Annotated in this window: 16 protein-coding genes; 10 read left to right on the top strand and 6 right to left on the bottom strand. The window is 64.9% G+C overall.

Translation table 11 applies throughout. The features are described from left to right. Positions 1–75 precede the first annotated feature (75 nt). Genes HMPREF3173_RS05730 through HMPREF3173_RS05720 form a run of 3 tightly spaced genes read right to left on the bottom strand, consistent with a single transcriptional unit; the run spans position 76 to position 3,026 of the window. Positions 76–1,128, bottom strand: a complete 1,053-nt coding sequence (locus tag HMPREF3173_RS05730; protein WP_043215843.1) for a beta-keto acid cleavage family enzyme — start codon at positions 1,126–1,128, stop codon at positions 76–78. 55 nt (positions 1,129–1,183) lie between these two features. After that, positions 1,184–2,032 carry a TauD/TfdA dioxygenase family protein gene (locus HMPREF3173_RS05725; RefSeq protein WP_070571867.1) on the bottom strand — a complete coding sequence of 283 codons (849 nt, stop codon included), beginning with the start codon at positions 2,030–2,032 and terminating at the stop codon, positions 1,184–1,186. A gap of 13 nt (positions 2,033–2,045) precedes the next feature. Beyond that, positions 2,046–3,026, bottom strand: coding sequence for a quinone oxidoreductase family protein (locus tag HMPREF3173_RS05720; RefSeq protein ID WP_070571866.1), 981 nt, complete (start codon positions 3,024–3,026; stop codon positions 2,046–2,048). A 239-nt stretch (positions 3,027–3,265) separates the two neighbouring features. On the opposite strand from HMPREF3173_RS05720, the gene HMPREF3173_RS05715 reads away from it, so the two are divergent. Then, complete coding sequence (locus HMPREF3173_RS05715; protein ID WP_256544003.1) at positions 3,266–3,832, top strand: hypothetical protein; 567 nt, start codon at positions 3,266–3,268, stop codon at positions 3,830–3,832. Between the two features lie 73 nt (positions 3,833–3,905). Here the strand turns inward: HMPREF3173_RS05715 and HMPREF3173_RS05710 are convergent, their stop codons facing one another. Further along, positions 3,906–4,793 (bottom strand): LysR family transcriptional regulator, encoded by an 888-nt coding sequence (locus HMPREF3173_RS05710; protein ID WP_070571864.1) that lies wholly within the window; start codon positions 4,791–4,793, stop codon positions 3,906–3,908. Between the two features lie 95 nt (positions 4,794–4,888). On the opposite strand from HMPREF3173_RS05710, the gene HMPREF3173_RS05705 reads away from it, so the two are divergent. From HMPREF3173_RS05705 to HMPREF3173_RS05675, 7 genes are all read left to right on the top strand, one after another. Continuing rightward, positions 4,889–6,322 (top strand): aldehyde dehydrogenase family protein, encoded by a 1,434-nt coding sequence (locus tag HMPREF3173_RS05705; RefSeq protein WP_070571863.1) that lies wholly within the window; start codon positions 4,889–4,891, stop codon positions 6,320–6,322. Between the two features lie 13 nt (positions 6,323–6,335). Further along, positions 6,336–7,322 (top strand): dipeptidase, encoded by a 987-nt coding sequence (locus HMPREF3173_RS05700; RefSeq protein WP_070571862.1) that lies wholly within the window; start codon positions 6,336–6,338, stop codon positions 7,320–7,322. 54 nt (positions 7,323–7,376) lie between these two features. After that, positions 7,377–8,927 carry a BCCT family transporter gene (locus HMPREF3173_RS05695; RefSeq protein WP_070571861.1) on the top strand — a complete coding sequence of 517 codons (1,551 nt, stop codon included), beginning with the start codon at positions 7,377–7,379 and terminating at the stop codon, positions 8,925–8,927. A gap of 26 nt (positions 8,928–8,953) precedes the next feature. Beyond that, on the top strand, positions 8,954–10,648 hold the full coding sequence (locus HMPREF3173_RS05690; protein ID WP_070571860.1) for a hypothetical protein: 1,695 nt from the start codon (positions 8,954–8,956) through the stop codon (positions 10,646–10,648). A gap of 2 nt (positions 10,649–10,650) precedes the next feature. Further along, a complete protein-coding gene (locus tag HMPREF3173_RS05685) occupies positions 10,651–11,346 on the top strand; it encodes a DUF3726 domain-containing protein (RefSeq protein WP_070571859.1) in 696 nt (231 codons plus the stop codon). A 29-nt stretch (positions 11,347–11,375) separates the two neighbouring features. Further along, positions 11,376–11,747 carry a RidA family protein gene (locus tag HMPREF3173_RS05680; RefSeq protein WP_070571858.1) on the top strand — a complete coding sequence of 124 codons (372 nt, stop codon included), beginning with the start codon at positions 11,376–11,378 and terminating at the stop codon, positions 11,745–11,747. A 287-nt stretch (positions 11,748–12,034) separates the two neighbouring features. Beyond that, positions 12,035–13,951 (top strand): tyrosine-protein phosphatase, encoded by a 1,917-nt coding sequence (locus tag HMPREF3173_RS05675; protein ID WP_070571857.1) that lies wholly within the window; start codon positions 12,035–12,037, stop codon positions 13,949–13,951. A 26-nt stretch (positions 13,952–13,977) separates the two neighbouring features. Here HMPREF3173_RS05675 and HMPREF3173_RS05670 read toward each other — a convergent pair whose 3' ends face one another. Further along, the gene (locus HMPREF3173_RS05670; RefSeq protein WP_070571856.1) at positions 13,978–14,949 is read right to left on the bottom strand and encodes a helix-turn-helix transcriptional regulator; all 972 of its coding nucleotides are present in this window, start codon (positions 14,947–14,949) and stop codon (positions 13,978–13,980) included. Positions 14,950–15,412: 463 nt separating this feature from the next. Between HMPREF3173_RS05670 and nhaA the strand changes: the two genes are divergently transcribed. Next, positions 15,413–16,606 (top strand): Na+/H+ antiporter NhaA, encoded by a 1,194-nt coding sequence (gene nhaA / locus HMPREF3173_RS05665; protein WP_070571855.1) that lies wholly within the window; start codon positions 15,413–15,415, stop codon positions 16,604–16,606. Positions 16,607–16,723: 117 nt separating this feature from the next. After that, positions 16,724–17,845 (top strand): mechanosensitive ion channel family protein, encoded by a 1,122-nt coding sequence (locus HMPREF3173_RS05660; RefSeq protein WP_070571854.1) that lies wholly within the window; start codon positions 16,724–16,726, stop codon positions 17,843–17,845. Here HMPREF3173_RS05660 and HMPREF3173_RS23810 read toward each other — a convergent pair. Continuing rightward, the gene (locus HMPREF3173_RS23810; protein WP_371906662.1) at positions 17,829–18,335 is read right to left on the bottom strand and encodes a nuclear transport factor 2 family protein; all 507 of its coding nucleotides are present in this window, start codon (positions 18,333–18,335) and stop codon (positions 17,829–17,831) included. The two genes, HMPREF3173_RS05660 and HMPREF3173_RS23810, sit on opposite strands and share 17 nt — an antisense overlap. Positions 18,336–18,342: the final 7 nt, after the last annotated feature.

Below are 18,342 nucleotides of genomic sequence, written 5' to 3'. Positions count from 1 at the left end.
AAGCAGCCCAAGCCATCGTTGCAGCGACGTCAATCTTTCGGGCCGCAAGACCGCGTCTACAGGGCCCACGCGCCATCAGGCGCGCTGCGGCACGCCCTTGCGTCCGGGCTGGCGGTTGGGCGCCATGCCGTTGGCCTTGAGTGTCTGCTCGATGCTGCTGTACTGCTCGCCAATGCGATAGATGGCGCGGGCCTCTTTGCCGGTAGCGATTTCCCGGCCCAGCTCGTGGGCCACGCGCACGGTCTGCTGGATCTGCTGCACCGAGGTGAAGCGCTTGCCGTGCTGGTCGATGATGGTGTCTTCGTTGCCACAGCGCGGGTGCAGGCCCATGGCCAATGCCATGGTGTTGAACGGCAGCACGTTCTTGAGCAGCGATTCGGCGGTCAGGGTGCAGCCATCCGGCGCGCGGTGGATGAAGTTGAAGAAGTTGAACGGGTTGGGGCCGTCGAAACCGCCGCCGATGCCGATCCAGGTCAGATTCAGCGGGCCCATGTAGTCGCCCCGACGCACGATGCGCTCGAGGGTTTCCAGGGCGTGCATGCCGGTCAGTTGGAAGTGCGGCTGGATGTTGCTGGCCTGCAGGCGACGCAGGTGCTCGCGCACCCAGGCCGGCCCGGCTGGCACGGTCATTTCGCTGTAGGCCGCCTGGATGGCCGGGTGGGCCAGGGAGGTGCCTTCGAGGTACTCGGGGTACAGCAGCTCCATGATGTTCATCTGGGTGGTGTTGATCGCCACCGTCACCTGGTCGGGCTTGGGCGTCAGTTCGGCCAGCATGTGCCGGGTGTCGTCTGACAGCCACTTGGCCGCCTCGCCCTCGCTCTCCGGGGCAAAGGAAATCGAGCCGCCCACCTGGATGATCATGTCCGGTACCGCTTCACGTACGCCGGCGATCAGCTCGTTGAACTTGGACAGGCGCTTGGAGCCCTTGCCGTCCAGCTCGCGCACGTGCAGGTGCAGCACGGTGGCGCCGGCCTCGTAGCAGTCGACTGCCTTTTGCACCTGCTCGTCCATGGTCAGCGGGATGTCTTCGGGGAAGTCCTCGGGCATCCACTCCGGGCCATAAGGGGCCACGGTGATCACCACCTTTTCCATGTTTTCCGGGTGCAACGAGTCGTCGAAGAATTGCATGAAGTAGTCCTCGCTATTGTTATTGTCCTGGTGCCGCCAACCGGCGGCGGGTGACTCAGAATGTGCGATCGCCTTTGATCCCGGCCCGCTCCATCTTGCGGTGACAGGGCGGGTAGTCCATGACCGCGTAATGCTGGGTGCTGCGGTTGTCCCAGATGGCGATGCTGCCCGGCGACCAGCGCCAGCGGACCTGGTACTCGGGCAAGTAGGCCTGACTGACCAGATAGCGCAGCAGGTCTCCGGCACCGGGGTTGGCGTCCTGGCCGAAGCGCACCCGCTGCGGGGTGTGGTAGTTGGTGAAATGGGTGGTGAAGGCGTTGACGAACAGCACCTGCTCCCCGGTTTCCGGGTGGGTGCGCACTACCGGGTGCTCGGCGTCGGGGTACTGGGCCTTCAGCGCCAGGCGTTTTTCCAGCGGCATGGCGGCACCGAAGCTCGCCTCGATGCTGTGGCGTGCGCGCAGGCCTTCGATCTTGGCTTTCACCTCATCCGGCAGGTTCTGGTAGGCCAGCACCATGTTCGCCCACATGGTGTCGCCCCCCACCGGCGGACACTCCACGCAGCGCAGCACACAGCCCATGGGCGGGGCCTCGCGCCAGGTGGCGTCGGTGTGCCAGGCGTTTTCGTAACGGTCGGCCGGCTGGTCGGGGCGCTTGTAGATCTGCACCAGGCCTGGGTGGTCCGGATCGCTGCCGGCCACCGGATGATCCTCCAGTTCACCGAAGCGCCGAGCGAAGGCCACATGCTCGGCGCGGGTGATGGCCTGGTCGCGCAGGAACAGCACGCGGTGCTTGAGCAATTGCGCACGGATCTGTTCGAACAGAACATCGTCGTGGATCGCATCCGCCAGCTTGACCCCGATCAGCTCGGCACCGATGGCGCAGGTCAGTTGTTCTACGTGCATGGTGTTGCCCTCTTCAGATGATGAAGATCGACGAGCCGGTGGTTTTGCGTGCTTCCAGGTCACGATGGGCCTGGACCGCGTCCTGCAAGGCGTAGTGCTGGTTGATCTCGATCTTGATGCGACCGCTGCTGACATGGTCGAACAGCTCGCCGGCAAGATCGGCTTTCTCGGCCGGATCGGCGATGTAGTCGGCCAGCGCCGGACGGGTCAGGTGCAGGGAACCCTTGATCGCCAGCAACTGCGGGTCGAACGGCTCGATGGTGCCGGAGGCGGTGCCGACGCAAACCATCAGCCCGCGACGCTTGAGCGAGTCGAGCGAGGCCATGAAGGTGCTGCGGCCAACGCTGTCGAATACCACGTTCACACCGACCCCGTCGGTGAGTTCGCGCACGCGCTTGGCCACGTCCTCGACGCTGTAGTTGATGGTGTGAGTGCAACCGTGCGCGCGGGCAAGCTCGGCCTTGGCCTCGGTGGACACCGTGCCGATCACATTCACGCCCAACAGCTTGGCCCACTGCGAGACGATCAGGCCGACGCCACCGGCGGCGGCGTGCAGCAGCACCGAGTCACCGGGCTTGAAGTCGTACAGCCGGCGCATCAGGTAGGCCGAGGTCAGGCCACGCATGGTCATGGCCGCCGCGGTTTCGAAGGCGATGGCTTCCGGCAGTTTGATCAGCGCATTGGCCGGGATCAGGCGCTCGGTGCAGTAGGCGCCCAAGGTGTTGAGAAAGCCGGTGTAGGTCACCCGGTCGCCCACCACCACGCCGGTCACGCCCTCGCCCACCGCCTGCACCACGCCGGCCGCTTCGACGCCGATGCCGTTGGGCATCGGGATCGGATAGGTGCCATTGCGAAAATACGTATCGGCGTAGTTCAGGCCCACTGCCACATGGCGCAAGCGCACCTGGCCAGGCCCCGGTTCGCCGACCTCGGCATCTTCATAGCGCAATACCTCGGGACCGCCAGGTTCATAGAAGCGTACGACTTTGGCCATGCTTTCACTCCAATCGATCGATCTGGACGCAGTGCGTCAGTTCAGGTTGATTGGACTCTAAGCGCTGCGCCCGGCAGGTGCTTCGCATCCGACGACACGGGTTTTTCATTTGGTGACAGCGAGCGGCGCTTCGTCACGGGCCATCCTGGTGACAGGCATATCGCCAGGGTCTGGCTATGCTTGCTAGGCGCGTGCGCAGCGCACGCCTAACCGGAATCGACTACATGGAAAGAAGCCCGATGAAATTCACCCGCTCCCTCGCCCTGGCCTCGCTGACCTGCGCCGCCAGTTTCACCGTCGTTGCGGCCCCGCTACCGCTGGGCAGCGAAGCCCTGGAAAGCCACGTCTCCACCCATGTACTGGCGGTGGATGCGCCGAACTACCAGGTCACCGTCGAAGGCCCCAACAAGAAACCTGTGACCTTCCAGCTCACCGAGAAAGCCAAGGCCTTGCCCAACCTCAAGGTGGGGGACAACGTGGACATCTACGTGACCCGGGCGGTCGCCTACGAACTCAATACCGAGGTCGGTGGCGCGCCGAAGATGAGCGAGGAGTCCGGCACCATCCGCGCCACCAAGGACAACCCCAACCCCGGCGGCGAGGCGTTCCGCCAGGTCAAGATCACCTCCAAGATCAGCAAGATCGACCTGAAGAACCACGAAGTGACCCTGCTGCCGCCTGAAGGCAAAGTGCAGGTGGTCAAGGTCGAGAACCCCGATCTTCAAGCGCGCATGAAGAACCTCAAGGTTGGCCAGACGGTCGATGCCATCTACACCGAGGTGCTGCGCGTCGAGACCTCTCGCTGAAGGTGTGGCGGTGTTGCAGCCCATCGTAGGTTTTGCCCCACAGGTCCAAGCGCGACGTGGTACCTGTGGGCCTTCATTCAGCGCTCGGCAATTGCGCCTGCAAGAACGCCATCAACGCCCCCGCCGCTGGCGACAGGCTGCGCCCTTTGCGGGTGAGCATGCCGATCTGGCGCTCCACCTTGGGCGCGGCCAAGGGCAGGAAGGCGAGCTTTTCGTTTTCAAGCGGAAACGCCAGGTACGGCAAGGTGCTGATCCCTACCCCTTCTTCCAGCATCGCGATCAACGAAATCATGTTGGAGACGAACAACCGGCTGTGCTCCAGCAAACACGCCGCATCCGTGCCTTCCAGTAGCCGGGAGGTGCCGTTGCCGATCATCGGCAGGCCCTGCAGCTGCGACCAATGCAAGGCCTCGCCCACCTGCACCAGCGGATGATCGGCCCGGCACACCACGCCCACCTGGTCATGGGCGATCGGCGTGAACTCGATCTGCTCGTCCTCCATCCACAGGCTGCTGATCCCGAAGTCCACCTGCCCCTTGGTCAACAGTTGCTGAACACTTTCGGCCGTGCCGTCCTGGATGCTGACTTGCACGTTCGGGTGCTCGGCCACGAAACGCGCCAACGGCCCTGGCAGCAAGCGGCTGGCCACCGAGGGCACAGTGGCGATGCTGACCTGGCCGATCTCGTGCCGGGCCAGCAAGGTTGCCTCGCGGGCGATGCGGTCGTGGTGTTCGATCAAGCCGCGAAACAGCGGCAGGCAATGCTCGCCGAACGGCGTGAGCTCCACGCGGCCCCCGCCCTTCTCGACCAGTGCCTGACCCAGTTTCTGCTCCAGCTCCCGCACCGCCAGGGAAATGGCCGGCTGGGTGCGAAACGCCTGACGTGCGGCGGCGTGGAAGCTCTTGAGTTCGGCGACCAGCACGAAATAGCGCAGTTGGGCAATCTTCAGTTCGGGCAGCATGGTTAGCGATCCTTATCAAAGCATTTTTTTTATTAATTTTTATTTGCTGCATATTGCTCGCAAGATGAGAGCCAGGCAAACGGAGGCTTTCATCCATGACGTACAAGAACTACATCGATGGCCAGTGGTGCGAAGGCCAGGCCACCCTGGCGAATCACAGCCCCTCGGATACTCGCGACCTGATCGGCGAGTACCACCAGGCCAGCGCCGAACAGGCCCGCCAGGCCATCCAGGCCGCCCGCGCCGCGCAACCCCTGTGGGCCGCCTCGGGCCTTGAGGCCCGCCAGCAGGTGCTGATGGCCATCGGCGACGAGCTGATCGCCCGCAAGGAAGAACTCGGCGAGCTGCTCTCGCGTGAAGAAGGCAAGCCCCTGGCCGAAGGCATCGGCGAGGTCAACCGCAGCGGCCAGTTCTTCCACTACTACGCCGCCGAAGTGCTGCGCCAGATGGGCGAGACCGCCGCCTCCGTGCGTCCGGGGATCGACATCGAAGTGCACCGCGAGCCGGTGGGCGTGGTAGGCATCATCACCCCGTGGAACTTCCCCATGGCCACGGCGGCCTGGAAGATCGCCCCGGCCCTGGCCTTCGGCAATGCCGTGGTGTTCAAACCGGCCAATCTGGTGCCGGCCAGCGCCTGGGCCTTGACCGAGATCATCAGCCGCCAAGGCCTGCCCGCCGGCACCTTCAACCTGGTCATGGGCAGCGGCGCCAACGTTGGCGAAACCCTGGTCAACTCGGCCGACATCGACGCCCTGACCTTCACCGGATCCCTGGAAACCGGCCGCCGCGTCGCCGTCGCCACCGCCGGCAACCTGGTGCGCTGCCAACTGGAGATGGGCAGCAAGAACGCTCTGGTGGTGATGGACGACGCCGACCTGGACCTGGCGGTGGAATGCGCGCTCAACGGGGCGTTCTTCGGCACCGGGCAGAAGTGCACGGCGTCTTCGCGCTTGATCGTCTGCGAGGCAATCCACGACCGCTTCGTCGAGGCCCTGCGCCTGCGCATGCGCCAGCTCAAGGTCGGCCATGCCCTGCAAGCCGGGGTGCAGATCGGCCCGGTCGCCGATGCGCGCCAGCTGGAGCAGAACCTGGAGTACCTGCAGCTGGCCCAGGCCGAAGGCGCCACCTTGATCGAAGGCGGCGAACGCCTGCAGCTGGACACCGACGGCTATTACATGCGCCCGGCACTGTTCATCGACAGCCGCAACGACATGCGCATCAACCGCGAAGAGGTCTTTGGCCCCATCGCCTGCGTGATCCGTGTGCGCGACTTCGAAGAAGCCCTAGCCACGCTCAACGACACCCAATACGGCCTTACCGCCGGCATCATCACCCAGTCCCTGCGCCACGCCAGTGAGTTCAAGCGCCGCGCCCAGACCGGCTGCGTGATGGTCAACCTGCCCACCGCCGGCACCGACTACCACGTGCCGTTCGGCGGTCGCAAAGCGTCGAGCTTCGGCCCACGCGAACAGGGCCAGTACGCCCGCGACTTCTACACCGTGGTCAAGACCACCTACCTGCGGCCCTGAAGGAATACGCGCCATGCACGACCTCTTGATGATCGACGGCCTGCAGTACTCCAACTGGAGCCCGGAAATATTCCAGCAAATGCAGGCCGGTGGCCTGAGCGCGGTGCACGCCACCATCGCCTACCACGAGAACGCTCGCGAAACCCTGTCGCGCCTGGGCGAGTGGAACCGCCGCTTCGAGACCTGGCCCGAACTGATCCGCCCGGTACGCTCGGCCAGCGACATTCGCCTGGCCCATGAAGAGGGCCGCGTGGGGATCTTCTTCGGCTTCCAGAACTGCTCGCCGATCGAGGACGACATCGCCCTGGTGGAAGTCTTCCGCCAGCTCGGGGTGTTCGTCATGCAGCTGACCTACAACAACCAGAGCCTGCTGGCCAGCGGTTGCTACGAGCGCGAAGACAACGGCATCAGCCGCTTCGGGCGCCAAGTTATCGCCGAGATGAACCGCGTCGGCATGCTGATCGACATGTCCCACAGCGCCGAACGCAGCACGCTGGAGGCCATCGAGCTGTCGACCCGGCCAGTGATCATCTCCCACGCCAACCCATCGAGCTTTCACGCCGCCAAGCGCAACAAGTCCGACGCGGTGCTGCGCGCAATCGCCGAGTCCGGCGGGCTGCTGGGCTTTAGCACCTACCCGTTCCACCTCAAGGGCGCTTCGGAGTGCTCCCTGGAGAGCTTCTGCGACATGGTCGCGCGTACCGCCGACCTGATGGGCGTCGAGCACATCGGCATCGGCACCGACCTGTGCCAGGGACAGCCGCTGTCGGTGCTCGAATGGATGCGCAACGGCCGCTGGAGCAAGGAGAAAGACTACGGCGAAGGCTCCAAGGACAACGCCAACTGGCCAGCGCCGTTGCAATGGTTCCGCGACAGCCGCGACTTCCCCAACATCGCCCAGGGCCTGCGCGCCCGTGGCTTTGCCGAAGAAGACGTGCGCAAGATCATGGGGCTGAACTGGTTGCGCCTGCTGGAAACCGCCACCACGGCGCAGGCCTGAGCCCCTCGCACGGACAGCCTTACAAAAACAACAATCACAGGTTCCGGAGGCTAAATGAAAAACCCAACCACCCTGCCGGCTGACGACCAGACCCTGCGCCTGCCGCTGTCGCGGGACATCGACTGGCCGCTGTTTCTGATCAGCGGCGGCTTTCTCGGCGCATTCCTGTTGGCGGCATTGATCGACATCGATGCGGTGTCGGCCTTGGTCAACACCCTCTTCGCCTGGTCGACCAAGGCCTTTGGCCTGTACTGGCAGGTGCTGATGCTGGCGACCTTCGTGGTCAGTCTGGCCATTGGCTTTTCCAAGTGCGGACGGGTACGCCTGGGCGGCGTGACCCAACGCCCGGACATCAGCACCTTCAACTGGATCGCCGTGATCATGTGCGCCCTGCTCGCCGGCGGCGGCGCCTTCTGGGCCGCCGCCGAGCCGCTGATGCACTTTGCCAGCCCGCCACCGCTGTTCGCGGGCATGCAACCGCACAGCGAAGCGGCGGCCACCGCGGCCCTGGCGCAGTCCTTCGTGCACTGGGGTTTCCTGGCCTGGGCGGTGCTCGGCAGCTTGCTGGCGATCGTGCTGATGCACCTGCACTACGACAAAGGCTTGCCGCTGGCTCCGCGCACCCTGCTCTACCCGCTGTTCGGCGAACGCGCGCTCAAAGGCCCGATCGGCACCCTGGCCGACGCCACCTCGATCATCGCGGTGGTCGCCGGCACCATCGGCCCGATCGGTTTCCTGGGCTTGCAGATCAGCAGCGCCTTGCATGCGGTGTGGGGTGTGCCCAACGGCATCGTCACCCAATCGATCACCATCGTGCTGGTCACGGCGATGTACACCGTCTCCTGCCTGGTAGGGCTCAAGGGCATCCGCTTCGTCAGCGAGATCAACGTCTGGCTGATGATTGGCCTGGCCGTGTTCATGGTGGTGTTCGGGCCGACGCTGTTCATCCTCGGCGGCTTCCCGCAGGCCTTCGCCCTGCACGTGGAGCACTTCATCCCGATGACGATGTTCCGCGCCGATCCCAAGTGGCTGGACTGGTGGACGGTGTTCTACTGGGGCTGGTTCATCGGCTATGCGCCGATGGTGGCGCTGTACGTCGCGCGGATCTCGCGGGGCCGCACCATCCGCGAGATCATCATGACCCTGTCGATCATCGCACCGTTGGTGACCATGTTCTGGTTCACCGTGGTCGGCGGGACCGGCATTGGCCTTGAGTTGCAGACCCCAGGCATTGTCACCGCTCATGGCGCCCAACCCGAGGACCTGCTGCTGGGCGTGACGCAGAACCTGCCGCTGGGCGGCCTGATCAGCGCGCTGTTCCTGTTCCTGAGCTTCATCTCGGTGGCCACCAACGGCGATGCCATGGCCTTCACCGTGGCGCTGGCGATGTCCAGCAACGATAAACCGAAGAAATGGCTGTGCGGCTTCTGGGCCATCGGCATGGGCCTGGCGGCGGTGGTGCTGATCACCATCGGCGCAGGCGGCGTGACCGCCCTGCAGTCCTTCATTGTCATCACCGCGGTGCCGGTGTCGCTGGTGATCCTGCCAGCGTTGTGGGATGCGGTGCGCATCGCCCGGCACATGGCCCGCGAACAAGGCGTCTGAACATGATGCATCCAGGTACGACAACAATGTCCAATTCCGTGCTTGCCACCCCCACGCTGCGCCCTGCCGACCAGGTCATGGACCTGGCCCGGCTGGGCAGCCACTTCCAAAGCCCGCTGAGCTTCGTGCGCAGCAGCATGCGGCGGATGATGAACCAGCGCTGGCAGATCCAGCGCAGCCGCTTCGACCTCGATGGCGAAGGTTTCGGCACTGTGATCTACCGCATCGACACGCCGAGTGCCCATTACCACTGCGTGATCTTCTCGGCCTACCTGCCGCCGGAAAAGCGCAGCGACCGGGTGATCGCCGACCAGTGGGACGTGACCTTCGTGCTGGTGGCCGGGGATGTCGACGCCGCGCAACTGGCCGACCTTGCGCGCAACGTGCCGCTGCAAGAGGCCGGGCGCTTCGATGCCCGTGTGCTGGTGCTGTCCCGGGCCAACCGCAGCCTGCGCAACTTCGACCGGTTCCTGGTGGCGCTGGCCGAAGGTCAGCAACCGGACCCGCGTCAGCTGGCCGAGGTGGGCTACCTCTACCGCACCACCGCCGTGTACGGCAACGGTAAGTTCGGCATCGCCGACTTCGGTTGCCTACAAAGTAACCCGGACTTCAACCAGCCGTTCAGCGCGCAGATGTTCACGGTGTACCTGCTGCGCCATTTCAGCATCGAGCAGATCGAGCACATGGCCCGTGCGCTCAACCCACAACGGGCGGTACAGCTGGCCCCGGCACTGCAACGCTACCTGGGCGTAGGCAATGCCACGGGCCTGGGCATGGCGCCTTTTTTGATCAATCACCCGCAGCTCGTGGAGCGCTGGATCAGCACGCGGGAAACCGCCCTGGCGCAGGTACTGGCACGATCGGCCGAACCTGCGCATCTGGCCCGCCTTCACCGGTTGCTCAGCCGCGCCCACCTGCACCTGAGCCAGACCCGGACCGAAGATGTGCGCCAGCACGAGCAAAACCTGCGCACCCTCGCCGAGCTGTCGGCGTTGGCCGACTGGCTCGGTGGCCAGCCGGCAAGCGACGATCTCTGGCCGCGCCTGCTGGCCTGGAGCGAAGCCCATGCCGGGCTAGGTTGCCAGGAACTGCTGGTGAGCCTGTTGCTGGAGCTGTACCCCGAGCAGGTCACGCCGCTGGCCGAGCAGATGGGTGTGGTCGAAGGCCTGCGCCTGGATGCCCAGATGCCCCTTGCGCAGTTGCGTGAACTCATCGAGCGGCAGTACGCCTGGGCCCTGGCCTACGACTTCGGCAATGTCGAAGCCGAGCACTTCTTCTGGTACCGCTCGGCCGAAAAAGAAGAGCCGCGCCTGGGCATGCGCGCCGAGGAGCCGGGCGCCGAAAAAGAGATGCAACTGGGCATCGCCCGCAACATCCAGCGCTGTCATGGGGCGTTAGTCGAGCACCTGCGCGAGCAGCCCCAGGCACTGACCGCGCATTTCCTCATCGCCCAACCGGCGTTCAAGGGCACGGTGCGCCGCCTGCAAGGCATGGCGCATACCAGCTATGGCGAAATCCGCGCCAACCTGCTGGCCCAGGACATGCTGCCGATCCACCTGCTGCGCTGCAAACTGGCGTTCTTCGGCGCGGGCAAGTTCGACCCAAAGTCCAGTCGCTGGGTACGCATCACGCTGTTCCAGGGCGCGCCGCTGGTCAGCGACATCGGCCAGCCGTTCGATGACGACTGGAACTTCGCGGTGATGCCGCAGGAGGGGCTGTGACCATGCGCGTATCGCTCAACGAAATCCAGGTGATGTGCCGCAAGGCCTTCGAAGGCATGGGCTTTGCCGCTGGCGACTGCGAGGACGCCGCCGACCTGGTCGGCTGGTTGCACCTGCAGGGGCTGGACGGCATCGGCACGCTGGAAAAAGCCCTGGACTACCTGCAAAGCGAAGCCGAGCAGCCGTTCACCCTGTGCTACGAAGACAGCGCCCTGCTGGTGATCGACGCCAAGGGACAGAGCGTGCTGCGTTGCGCCGCGACCGTGGTGGAATTGGCGCTGGGCAAGGCCCTGCGCAGCGGTCAGGCGGTGCTGCGTATTCACCACTGCCACAACCGTCTGCTGTTGCTGGGCTACCTGAGCCGGGCAGCCGAGCTGGGGCTGCAGGTGCAGGCCCGCTGGGACGATGCCCGCCAGCGCCATGTGGCCAGCTTCGCCGCAGACGCCAACCATCCTCAACTGCACAGCGACGCCCCGCCCGGCGCCGGGGATGCGATCGAGCAGAGCATCACGGTGTTGTTCAGTCGGCCTGCCCGGGCCATCGCTCCGGTCGCCGCGACCCACAGCCTGCTCAACCAAGGGTTCACGGTCAGCGAACACACCTGGCGCAGACTCAAGCAGATGGCCGATCACATCCTCGTCGAAAGCACCGAAGCCTCCCGCCGTCATGGCGCGGGCGGCGGCAGCGATGCCGACTGACCCTTACCGGACACTCAGGAATTTCCTTCATGAAACATGCGATCAAGACCAACCTGTTCGCCTCCAAGGCCCCATTGGAATGGGCGGTCGTCGGCAATGGCACTCTGTACACCGCACAGATTCCCATCGACGCCCACGGCCAGGTCGTCTCTGGCGGCATCGAGGCCCAGACCCGCCAGACCCTGGATAATCTGCGGCACACCCTGGAGGCGGCCGGCAGCTCGCTGGACGCCGTGACCCAAGTGCTGATCTACGTCACCGACCGCAGTTACCTGGCCACGGTCAACAGCCTGTACACCGATTATTTCCAGGCGCCCTACCCCAACCGTGCAGCCGTGGTGGTGGCCGGTTTGGCGCGGGAGGAAATGCTGGTGGAACTGGTGGTCTACGCCTGCGTGTAAACCCACCCTGAGGCTGCCTGGCAGCCTCGCCCGCGCAAGGCACCGGCCGTGCCGTTCACGGCAGTTCGGTTAACCCGCTCGCACAAGATTCACCGGGGACCAGGTGGGTGTCGATTTACACGCGAATGGGCCTCGAAAACCCTGCAAGAACAGGAGGTGGATAGACAGATCGCGCACCGCGCAGACCGATCGCGCACTCATCGTCGTTGCCAGGGGCCTGGGCAATATCGCGGCCCAACGAACGCGCTAATAGTGGCTAGCCCCTACACAACAACGAGGCTAGATCCGTGTATTCACGCGTCCTGTGTTCCCTGTCCCTGCTCACCCTCGCCATTGGCGCCGCTCACGCTGCCGAACCGCTCAACACTCCGCGCCTGGTGGGCATGGACAACTTCCGCGACATTGCCGGCACCACCACCGCGTACAGCACCGCCCACAATGGGACCCTGCGCGCCGGCGTGTTCTACCGCACCAACGCCGTGACACCGACCAGTGCGGACATGGCCACCCTCACCAGACTGAACATCGGCAAGGTGTTCGACCTGCGCACCCCCAACGAGATCGCCGCCACGCCTGACCGCCTGCCGCCCGGCGTGCGCTACCAGAACATCGACATCATCGGTGCGACCACCTCGGGGGTGGACATCACCAACATCACCTTCCACAACGCCGACGAGGCGATTGCCATGATGAAGGAGACCAACCGCGCATTCGTCTATGACGCGGGCATGCGCAGCCAGTACACCGTGCTGTTCAACGAACTGGCCGGCGCCGAAGGCGCGACATTGTTCCATTGCACCGCCGGCAAGGACCGCACCGGCTGGACCGCCGTGGTACTGCAAAGCATCGCCGGGGTGGACGACGCCACCCTCATGGCCAACTACCTGGCCACCAACGACTACACCGCCGACCGCATCGCGGCGACGCTGGCAGCGCTACCGCCGAACCTGGCGGCCATCTACGGGCCGATGATCGGCGTGGACGCCAGCTACCTGCAGGCAGGGCTCGATGAGGTCAAGGCGCGCTACGGCACCATGGACAACTACCTCAAACAGGGCCTGGGCCTGTCCCAGGAAACGATCTACGTGCTGCGCGGCAAGATGGTCCGCTATAACAGCCTGCCCGGCCAGGCCAGCCTGCAAGGCAACGCTGCCGCCGGCGCACGTCTGTTGCAGGACCTGCAGGACAGCCCGCTCTCTGGCACTTACAGCGCCTACAACTACTACCTGCAATCGGCCATCGATGCCGGCACTTTGGGGGGCGTGGAATCCACTGTCGGGGGCCAGGTGCATGCGGATGCGGCCAGCTACCTGCTGCGCCAGGGCGCGATGATCGACCAGGCAGCGGCGCCCTTCACCCATGGCGCGGACCTCAAGCCTGGTCAGTCGCGCCTGTGGAGCACGGCGCTGGCCGGCTATGTGGGTACCGACGGCTCGTCCCATGCACAAAGCAGCAACGAGCACAGCCAGGGCCTGATGATCGGCGTGACCCAGCGCGTTTCCGAGCAGCTCAGTGCCTATGCCGGCTTCGGCTACAGCAACGGCAACGTCGGCGGCGCTGGCGGTGAGGCAGACACCGACCTGACCTTCCTCAGTGCAGGTGCCCGCTTCGCTCCCGGCAGCCTGGAGCGAGGGCTGTTCATCGATGCCAAGGCCAGCGCCGGCTGGTTCGACTATCAAAGCAAGCGCGACCTGGGCGGCGGCCTGGGCCGGGCCAAGGGCGACAGTCACGGCAGCCTGGCGGGGGCGAGCGTTGCCTTGGGCTATCGCCTGAACAGCGGCGCGCTGGTGCTGGAACCGAGCCTGGGCGTGAGGGTCAGTCATGTGGACCTGTCGGGGTTCACTGAAAAAGGCAGCGAGCTGGCCCTGGACGTCGATGGCATCGGGCAGACCCGACGCAGCGCCGTGGCCAACCTTCAGGGCAACCTGGCGGCGGTGCACCTGGACAGCGGCTGGCAGCTGGTGCCGGGCTTCTCGGTGGGTTACGAGCATGTGCTTGGGGATCATCAGGTGGACAGCGAAGGTCATCTGCTGGGGCTGGATATCGAACAACGCGCCGCGTTCGACAATCGCGACCAGTTCACCGGCGGGGTCAACCTCATGGCCAACCTGGGTGCGTTCAGCGTGGGCGGTGAAGTGGCGGCCATGGGGGGCGGTGACAGCCATGGGGTGAGCGGGAGCCTGAAGGCCAGCTACGCGTTCTGACCTCCACTGCCCTGCAGAGCGGGGGCTTACACTCCCCGCAGCACCTTAGCGGGGCTCACGCCATAGGCCTGTTGGAAGTAGTGCGAAAACCGTCCGGCGTTGCTGAACCCATGACGCAACGCCACCTCCGACACCGAGCCGGACTCCCCACGTGCCAGGGCTTCATAGGCCCGCTCCAGGCGTACCTGGCGTTGATAATCGACGATCGATGCCCCCACGAACCGCTTGAAGCCCTGCTGCAGAGCCCGCAGGCTAACGTTGGCCAGCGCTGCCAGCTCGGCCCCGCTGGTCAGGCTGTGGGGGTTGGCGCGGATGTAGTCCATGGCCAGCTTCACGTGCCGCGGCGCGATTTGCGGCGAGGGCCGGCGCAGCGCTTCGCTGTGGTTGTGCGGCCAGGCTTCGAGCACCGCGTCGACCAGCATTTCCTGCAACCGCACCGGCATCAGCACGCCCGCGTGGATCAACGGGTCGAACTCGTTCCCTGTGGCCAGCTCGAGCAACGCTCGAATGCCCGGGTACGCCGCCAGGCCCAGGTCAACCACAGGCTCGAAGCGGATCGGCTGCAACACCGGACGCCCCAACAGGCTCGCCAGCCGCTCGGTGATCAGCCCCCGGCGGATCGACATGCCGCACTGGGCATGGTCGTCGGCAAAATGCAGGGCCCGGATTGTCCGCTTGTCGATGGCCAGGCCCATTCCGGGCCTGCCGGTCGTCTCGACGCCGTGCTCGAAGACGACCCGCCCGGCGCTGGGCAGCACGAAGGTGATCTCATCCTGCGGGGCGCCAAAGGTGATGGAGCAATCGCCCCGGTAGTGCATGCGGCGAAAGCTGACGCCCTCGTGCCGCCCATAGACGCCACTGATGACGATGTCGTCCGACAGCGCCAGCGAGTCGGCATAGAGGTTGTCGAACATCCGCGAGAACAACGCACCGAAAGCGTCGCTGCGCAGGCCTCGGGAGCGGAGGATGATCTGTTTGCGGGGCGTGCCGGAAAACACCTTAGGGTCACCTTCTTGTTGTTTGGACGCATGGGCGCCTGGACCTTACCAAGGGGGCATGACAGCGACGTGACCTGCACATTGACGCAGCACGCGGTCCGGGTTTGAGCAAAACACAACACAACCGCGGCAACATTTCGAAGTAAATTCCTACAGAAAATAGCGAATCATCCTCGTAGAATTGTCGCCTGGCGTGTGCTGCGTGCGCCCGGGAGCCTTCCCGAATACGGAGAACATTCATTTGTTTTCCGAGAGCTATTTTCATGTTGCATGCAGCCTGCACACCTTTTTGGCGTCTCCCGCTCCGCCATGTCTCTGCCGGGCTTTCCGAGCGCCATCCCCTTCCCTTCTTCCCATCCTTTGCTGCAGTGGCCCGGAACGTCCGGGGCCATCGTTTTGCTGTGTCCGCATTCCGACGCGCCGCTGCCCTCGCGAAGGTGACGTCATGAACGAGGACTCCCGTATGAATGCACCTGTACCCACCCTTGCGCGGCCGTCGCTGCTGCACCGCCTGCTGACCAGCGAGGCCACTGGCGGCGTGCTGCTGATGATCACCGCTGCCCTGGCCATCGTCCTGGCCAACAGCCCTTGGGCCAGCACTTACCAACACCTGTTGCACTTGCCCGTGGGGCCCACGCTCAGCGACAAGCTCGGCCCGATGACCGTTCACCTGTGGATCAACGACGGGTTGATGGCGGTGTTCTTCCTGCTGGTGGGGCTGGAAATCAAGCGAGAGCTGGTCGATGGCCGTCTGGCCACCTGGGAGCAACGCCGCCTGCCAGCGTTGCCGGCCTTGATGGGCATGGCCGTCCCGGCGCTGATCTTCCTGGCGATCTCGCGCAGCGAGCCGGGCCTTGCCAGCGGCTGGGCCATCCCCGCGGCCACGGATATCGCCTTCGCCGTCGGCGCCCTGGCGCTGCTGGGTCGGCACGCACCGCTGTCGCTGAAGGTGATGCTGGTCTCGGTGGCGATCATCGATGACATGGGCGCCGTGGCGATCATCGCGCTGTTCTACACCTCGTCGATCAATCTGCTGGCCCTGGCTGCAGCAGGCGGGATCATCCTCGTGCTGCTGGCGTTCAACCGTCTGCGCGTGGTGTCGCTGTGGCCGTACCTGCTGGGTGTCGCGGCGCTGTGGTACGTCACCTTGCTGTCGGGTGTGCACGCCACCATCGCTGGCGTGGTCGGCGCGCTGCTGATTCCCTACAGCGCCGGGGTCGGCAAAGCCAGCCCGCTGCTCAAGCTTGAGCACGCCCTGGCGCCTTGGGTCGGGTTCTTGATCGTGCCGGCCTTTGGCTTTGCCAATGCGGGGGTTTCCTTCAGCCACTTGAGCGTGAGCGATGTGCTCGCCCCGCTGCCACTGGCCATTGCCTTGGGCCTGCTGCTGGGCAAACAGCTGGGCGTGTTCGCAGGCGTCTGGCTGGCGGTCAGGACCGGCCTTGCGGCCAAGCCGCGCGGCGCCAGCTGGCTGCAGATCTACGGGGTGGCGATGCTGTGCGGCATCGGCTTTACCATGAGCCTGTTCATCGGCGAGCTGGCTTTCCCAGGGCAGCCCGAGCGGATCGACGAGGCCAAGATCGGCATCCTGCTCGGCTCGCTGGTGTCGGCGCTCGTCGCCTGCGCCATCCTGCGCTTTGCGCCCAAGCGCCAGGCCTGAAGCGCGGCAGTCACGCGCGCACCGTTCGTCGAGGGCCGCACACATGCGGTCCAACCCCCGATGCCAATGCCCTTCTAACGAGCACGTGTTCAACACTGCCTTGGAGGGCAACCGACGATGAACGAACGATTCCTCGAATCGCTGACGACCACGACGCTCTTTGGCATCTCTGTACTCAACCTGATGCTGGCCCTGGCGGTCAGCATCCTCACCTTCCTGATCGCTCGCTGGGCGATCAGCTTCGTCAAGCGCCGGGTCCAGCATTGGTCCTCCCACGATGGGCATTTCGCTCAAGTCCTGGCCAAAGTCCTCGATGGCACCAGCAACGTGCTGTTGCTGCTCGCCGCGCTGCTGGTGGGCCTGGGCGTGCTGGACCTGCCCGAGCGCTGGCTGGACCGGGTCGGCAGCCTGTGGTTCGTGGTCGCCGCCCTGCAGATCGGCCTGTGGGCCAACCGCGCCATCGCCCTGGGCCTTGCCCGCTATTTCGCGCGGCACAGCGCCGAGGGCTTCTACCAAGGCAGCGCCCTGGCCACCCTGTCGGCCTGGGGCGCGCGGGTGCTACTGTGGTCGATGGTGTTGCTGTCGATGCTGTCGAACCTGGGGGTGAACATCACCGCCTTCGTCGCCAGCCTCGGCGTGGGCGGGATCGCCGTGGCGCTGGCAGTGCAGAACATCCTCGGCGACCTGTTCGCTTCCCTCTCCATCGCCGTGGACAAGCCATTCGAGGTGGGCGATTTCATCGTCATCGGCCCACTGGCCGGCACGGTCGAGCACATTGGTCTGAAGACCACGCGCATCCGCAGCCTGGGCGGCGAGCAGATCGTCATGGCCAACGCCGGCATGATCAGCAGCACCATCCAGAACTACAAACGCCTGCAGGAACGGCGCATCGTCTTTGAATTCGGCCTGTCCTACGACACGCCCACCGAGGCGGTGAAAAAGGCGCCGGGCATCGTCGCCCAGGTGATCAAGTCCCAGCAGCAGGTACGCTTCGACCGCGCGCACCTGCGCGGTTTCGGCAAGGAGTCGTTGGAGTTCGAATGCGTCTACATCGTGCTCGACCCCGGCTACAACCTGTACATGGACATCCAGCAGGCGATCAACTTCCAGCTGCTCGAGCAGTTCGCAAGCATCGGGGCCAAGTTCGCCGTGCCGGCGCGGGCGATCAAAGTGACCTCCCTGCCTCCGGCTTCGAACCAGATGGGCCGCGAAGCCGGCGTGTTCAAGGCCAGGGACTGATCGGTCCGGGCTTTGGCCGCACCACTTCGAAGTGCCCGCGAAATACCGTTTCGACGATGCGCCACTGACCCGCCTCTCGCCGGTAGCAGTCCTGGTAGAAGCCACCGAGCTGGCGGGTTACGCCGGTTTCAGCGTCGCGGTTCTGGTAGTGCAAGGCCCAGCGCGCCTGGGCATTGTCTGGGTCTTGGTAGTCGATCTGCGGGTTGGCGGCGTGGTGCAGATGATCACCCGGGGCACACAGGCCAGTTCGCGGTATAGCGCCAGGAACGGTTCGCGGTCGTTGAACACGCCCAGCGGGCCGTAGTCGATCAGCACCGGGCCTTGAGCGAAACAGTCGCGAATCGCGGTCACGTCCTTGAGATCGCAGGCGTTCAAGTAACGATGCTTGAGCTCTCTGAATGGCGTGGCGTATTGGAAACGGGAAAACAAAAAAGGCCAAAGATAAAATCTTTGGCCTTTTCTGGAAGCGTTCCGGGATATCGGTTGACACCCCATGA

This window comes from Pseudomonas sp. HMSC08G10, from assembly GCF_001808425.1.
Taxonomy (GTDB): domain Bacteria; phylum Pseudomonadota; class Gammaproteobacteria; order Pseudomonadales; family Pseudomonadaceae; genus Aquipseudomonas; species Aquipseudomonas guariconensis.
This window is presented reverse-complemented; position numbering and strand designations above follow the sequence as displayed.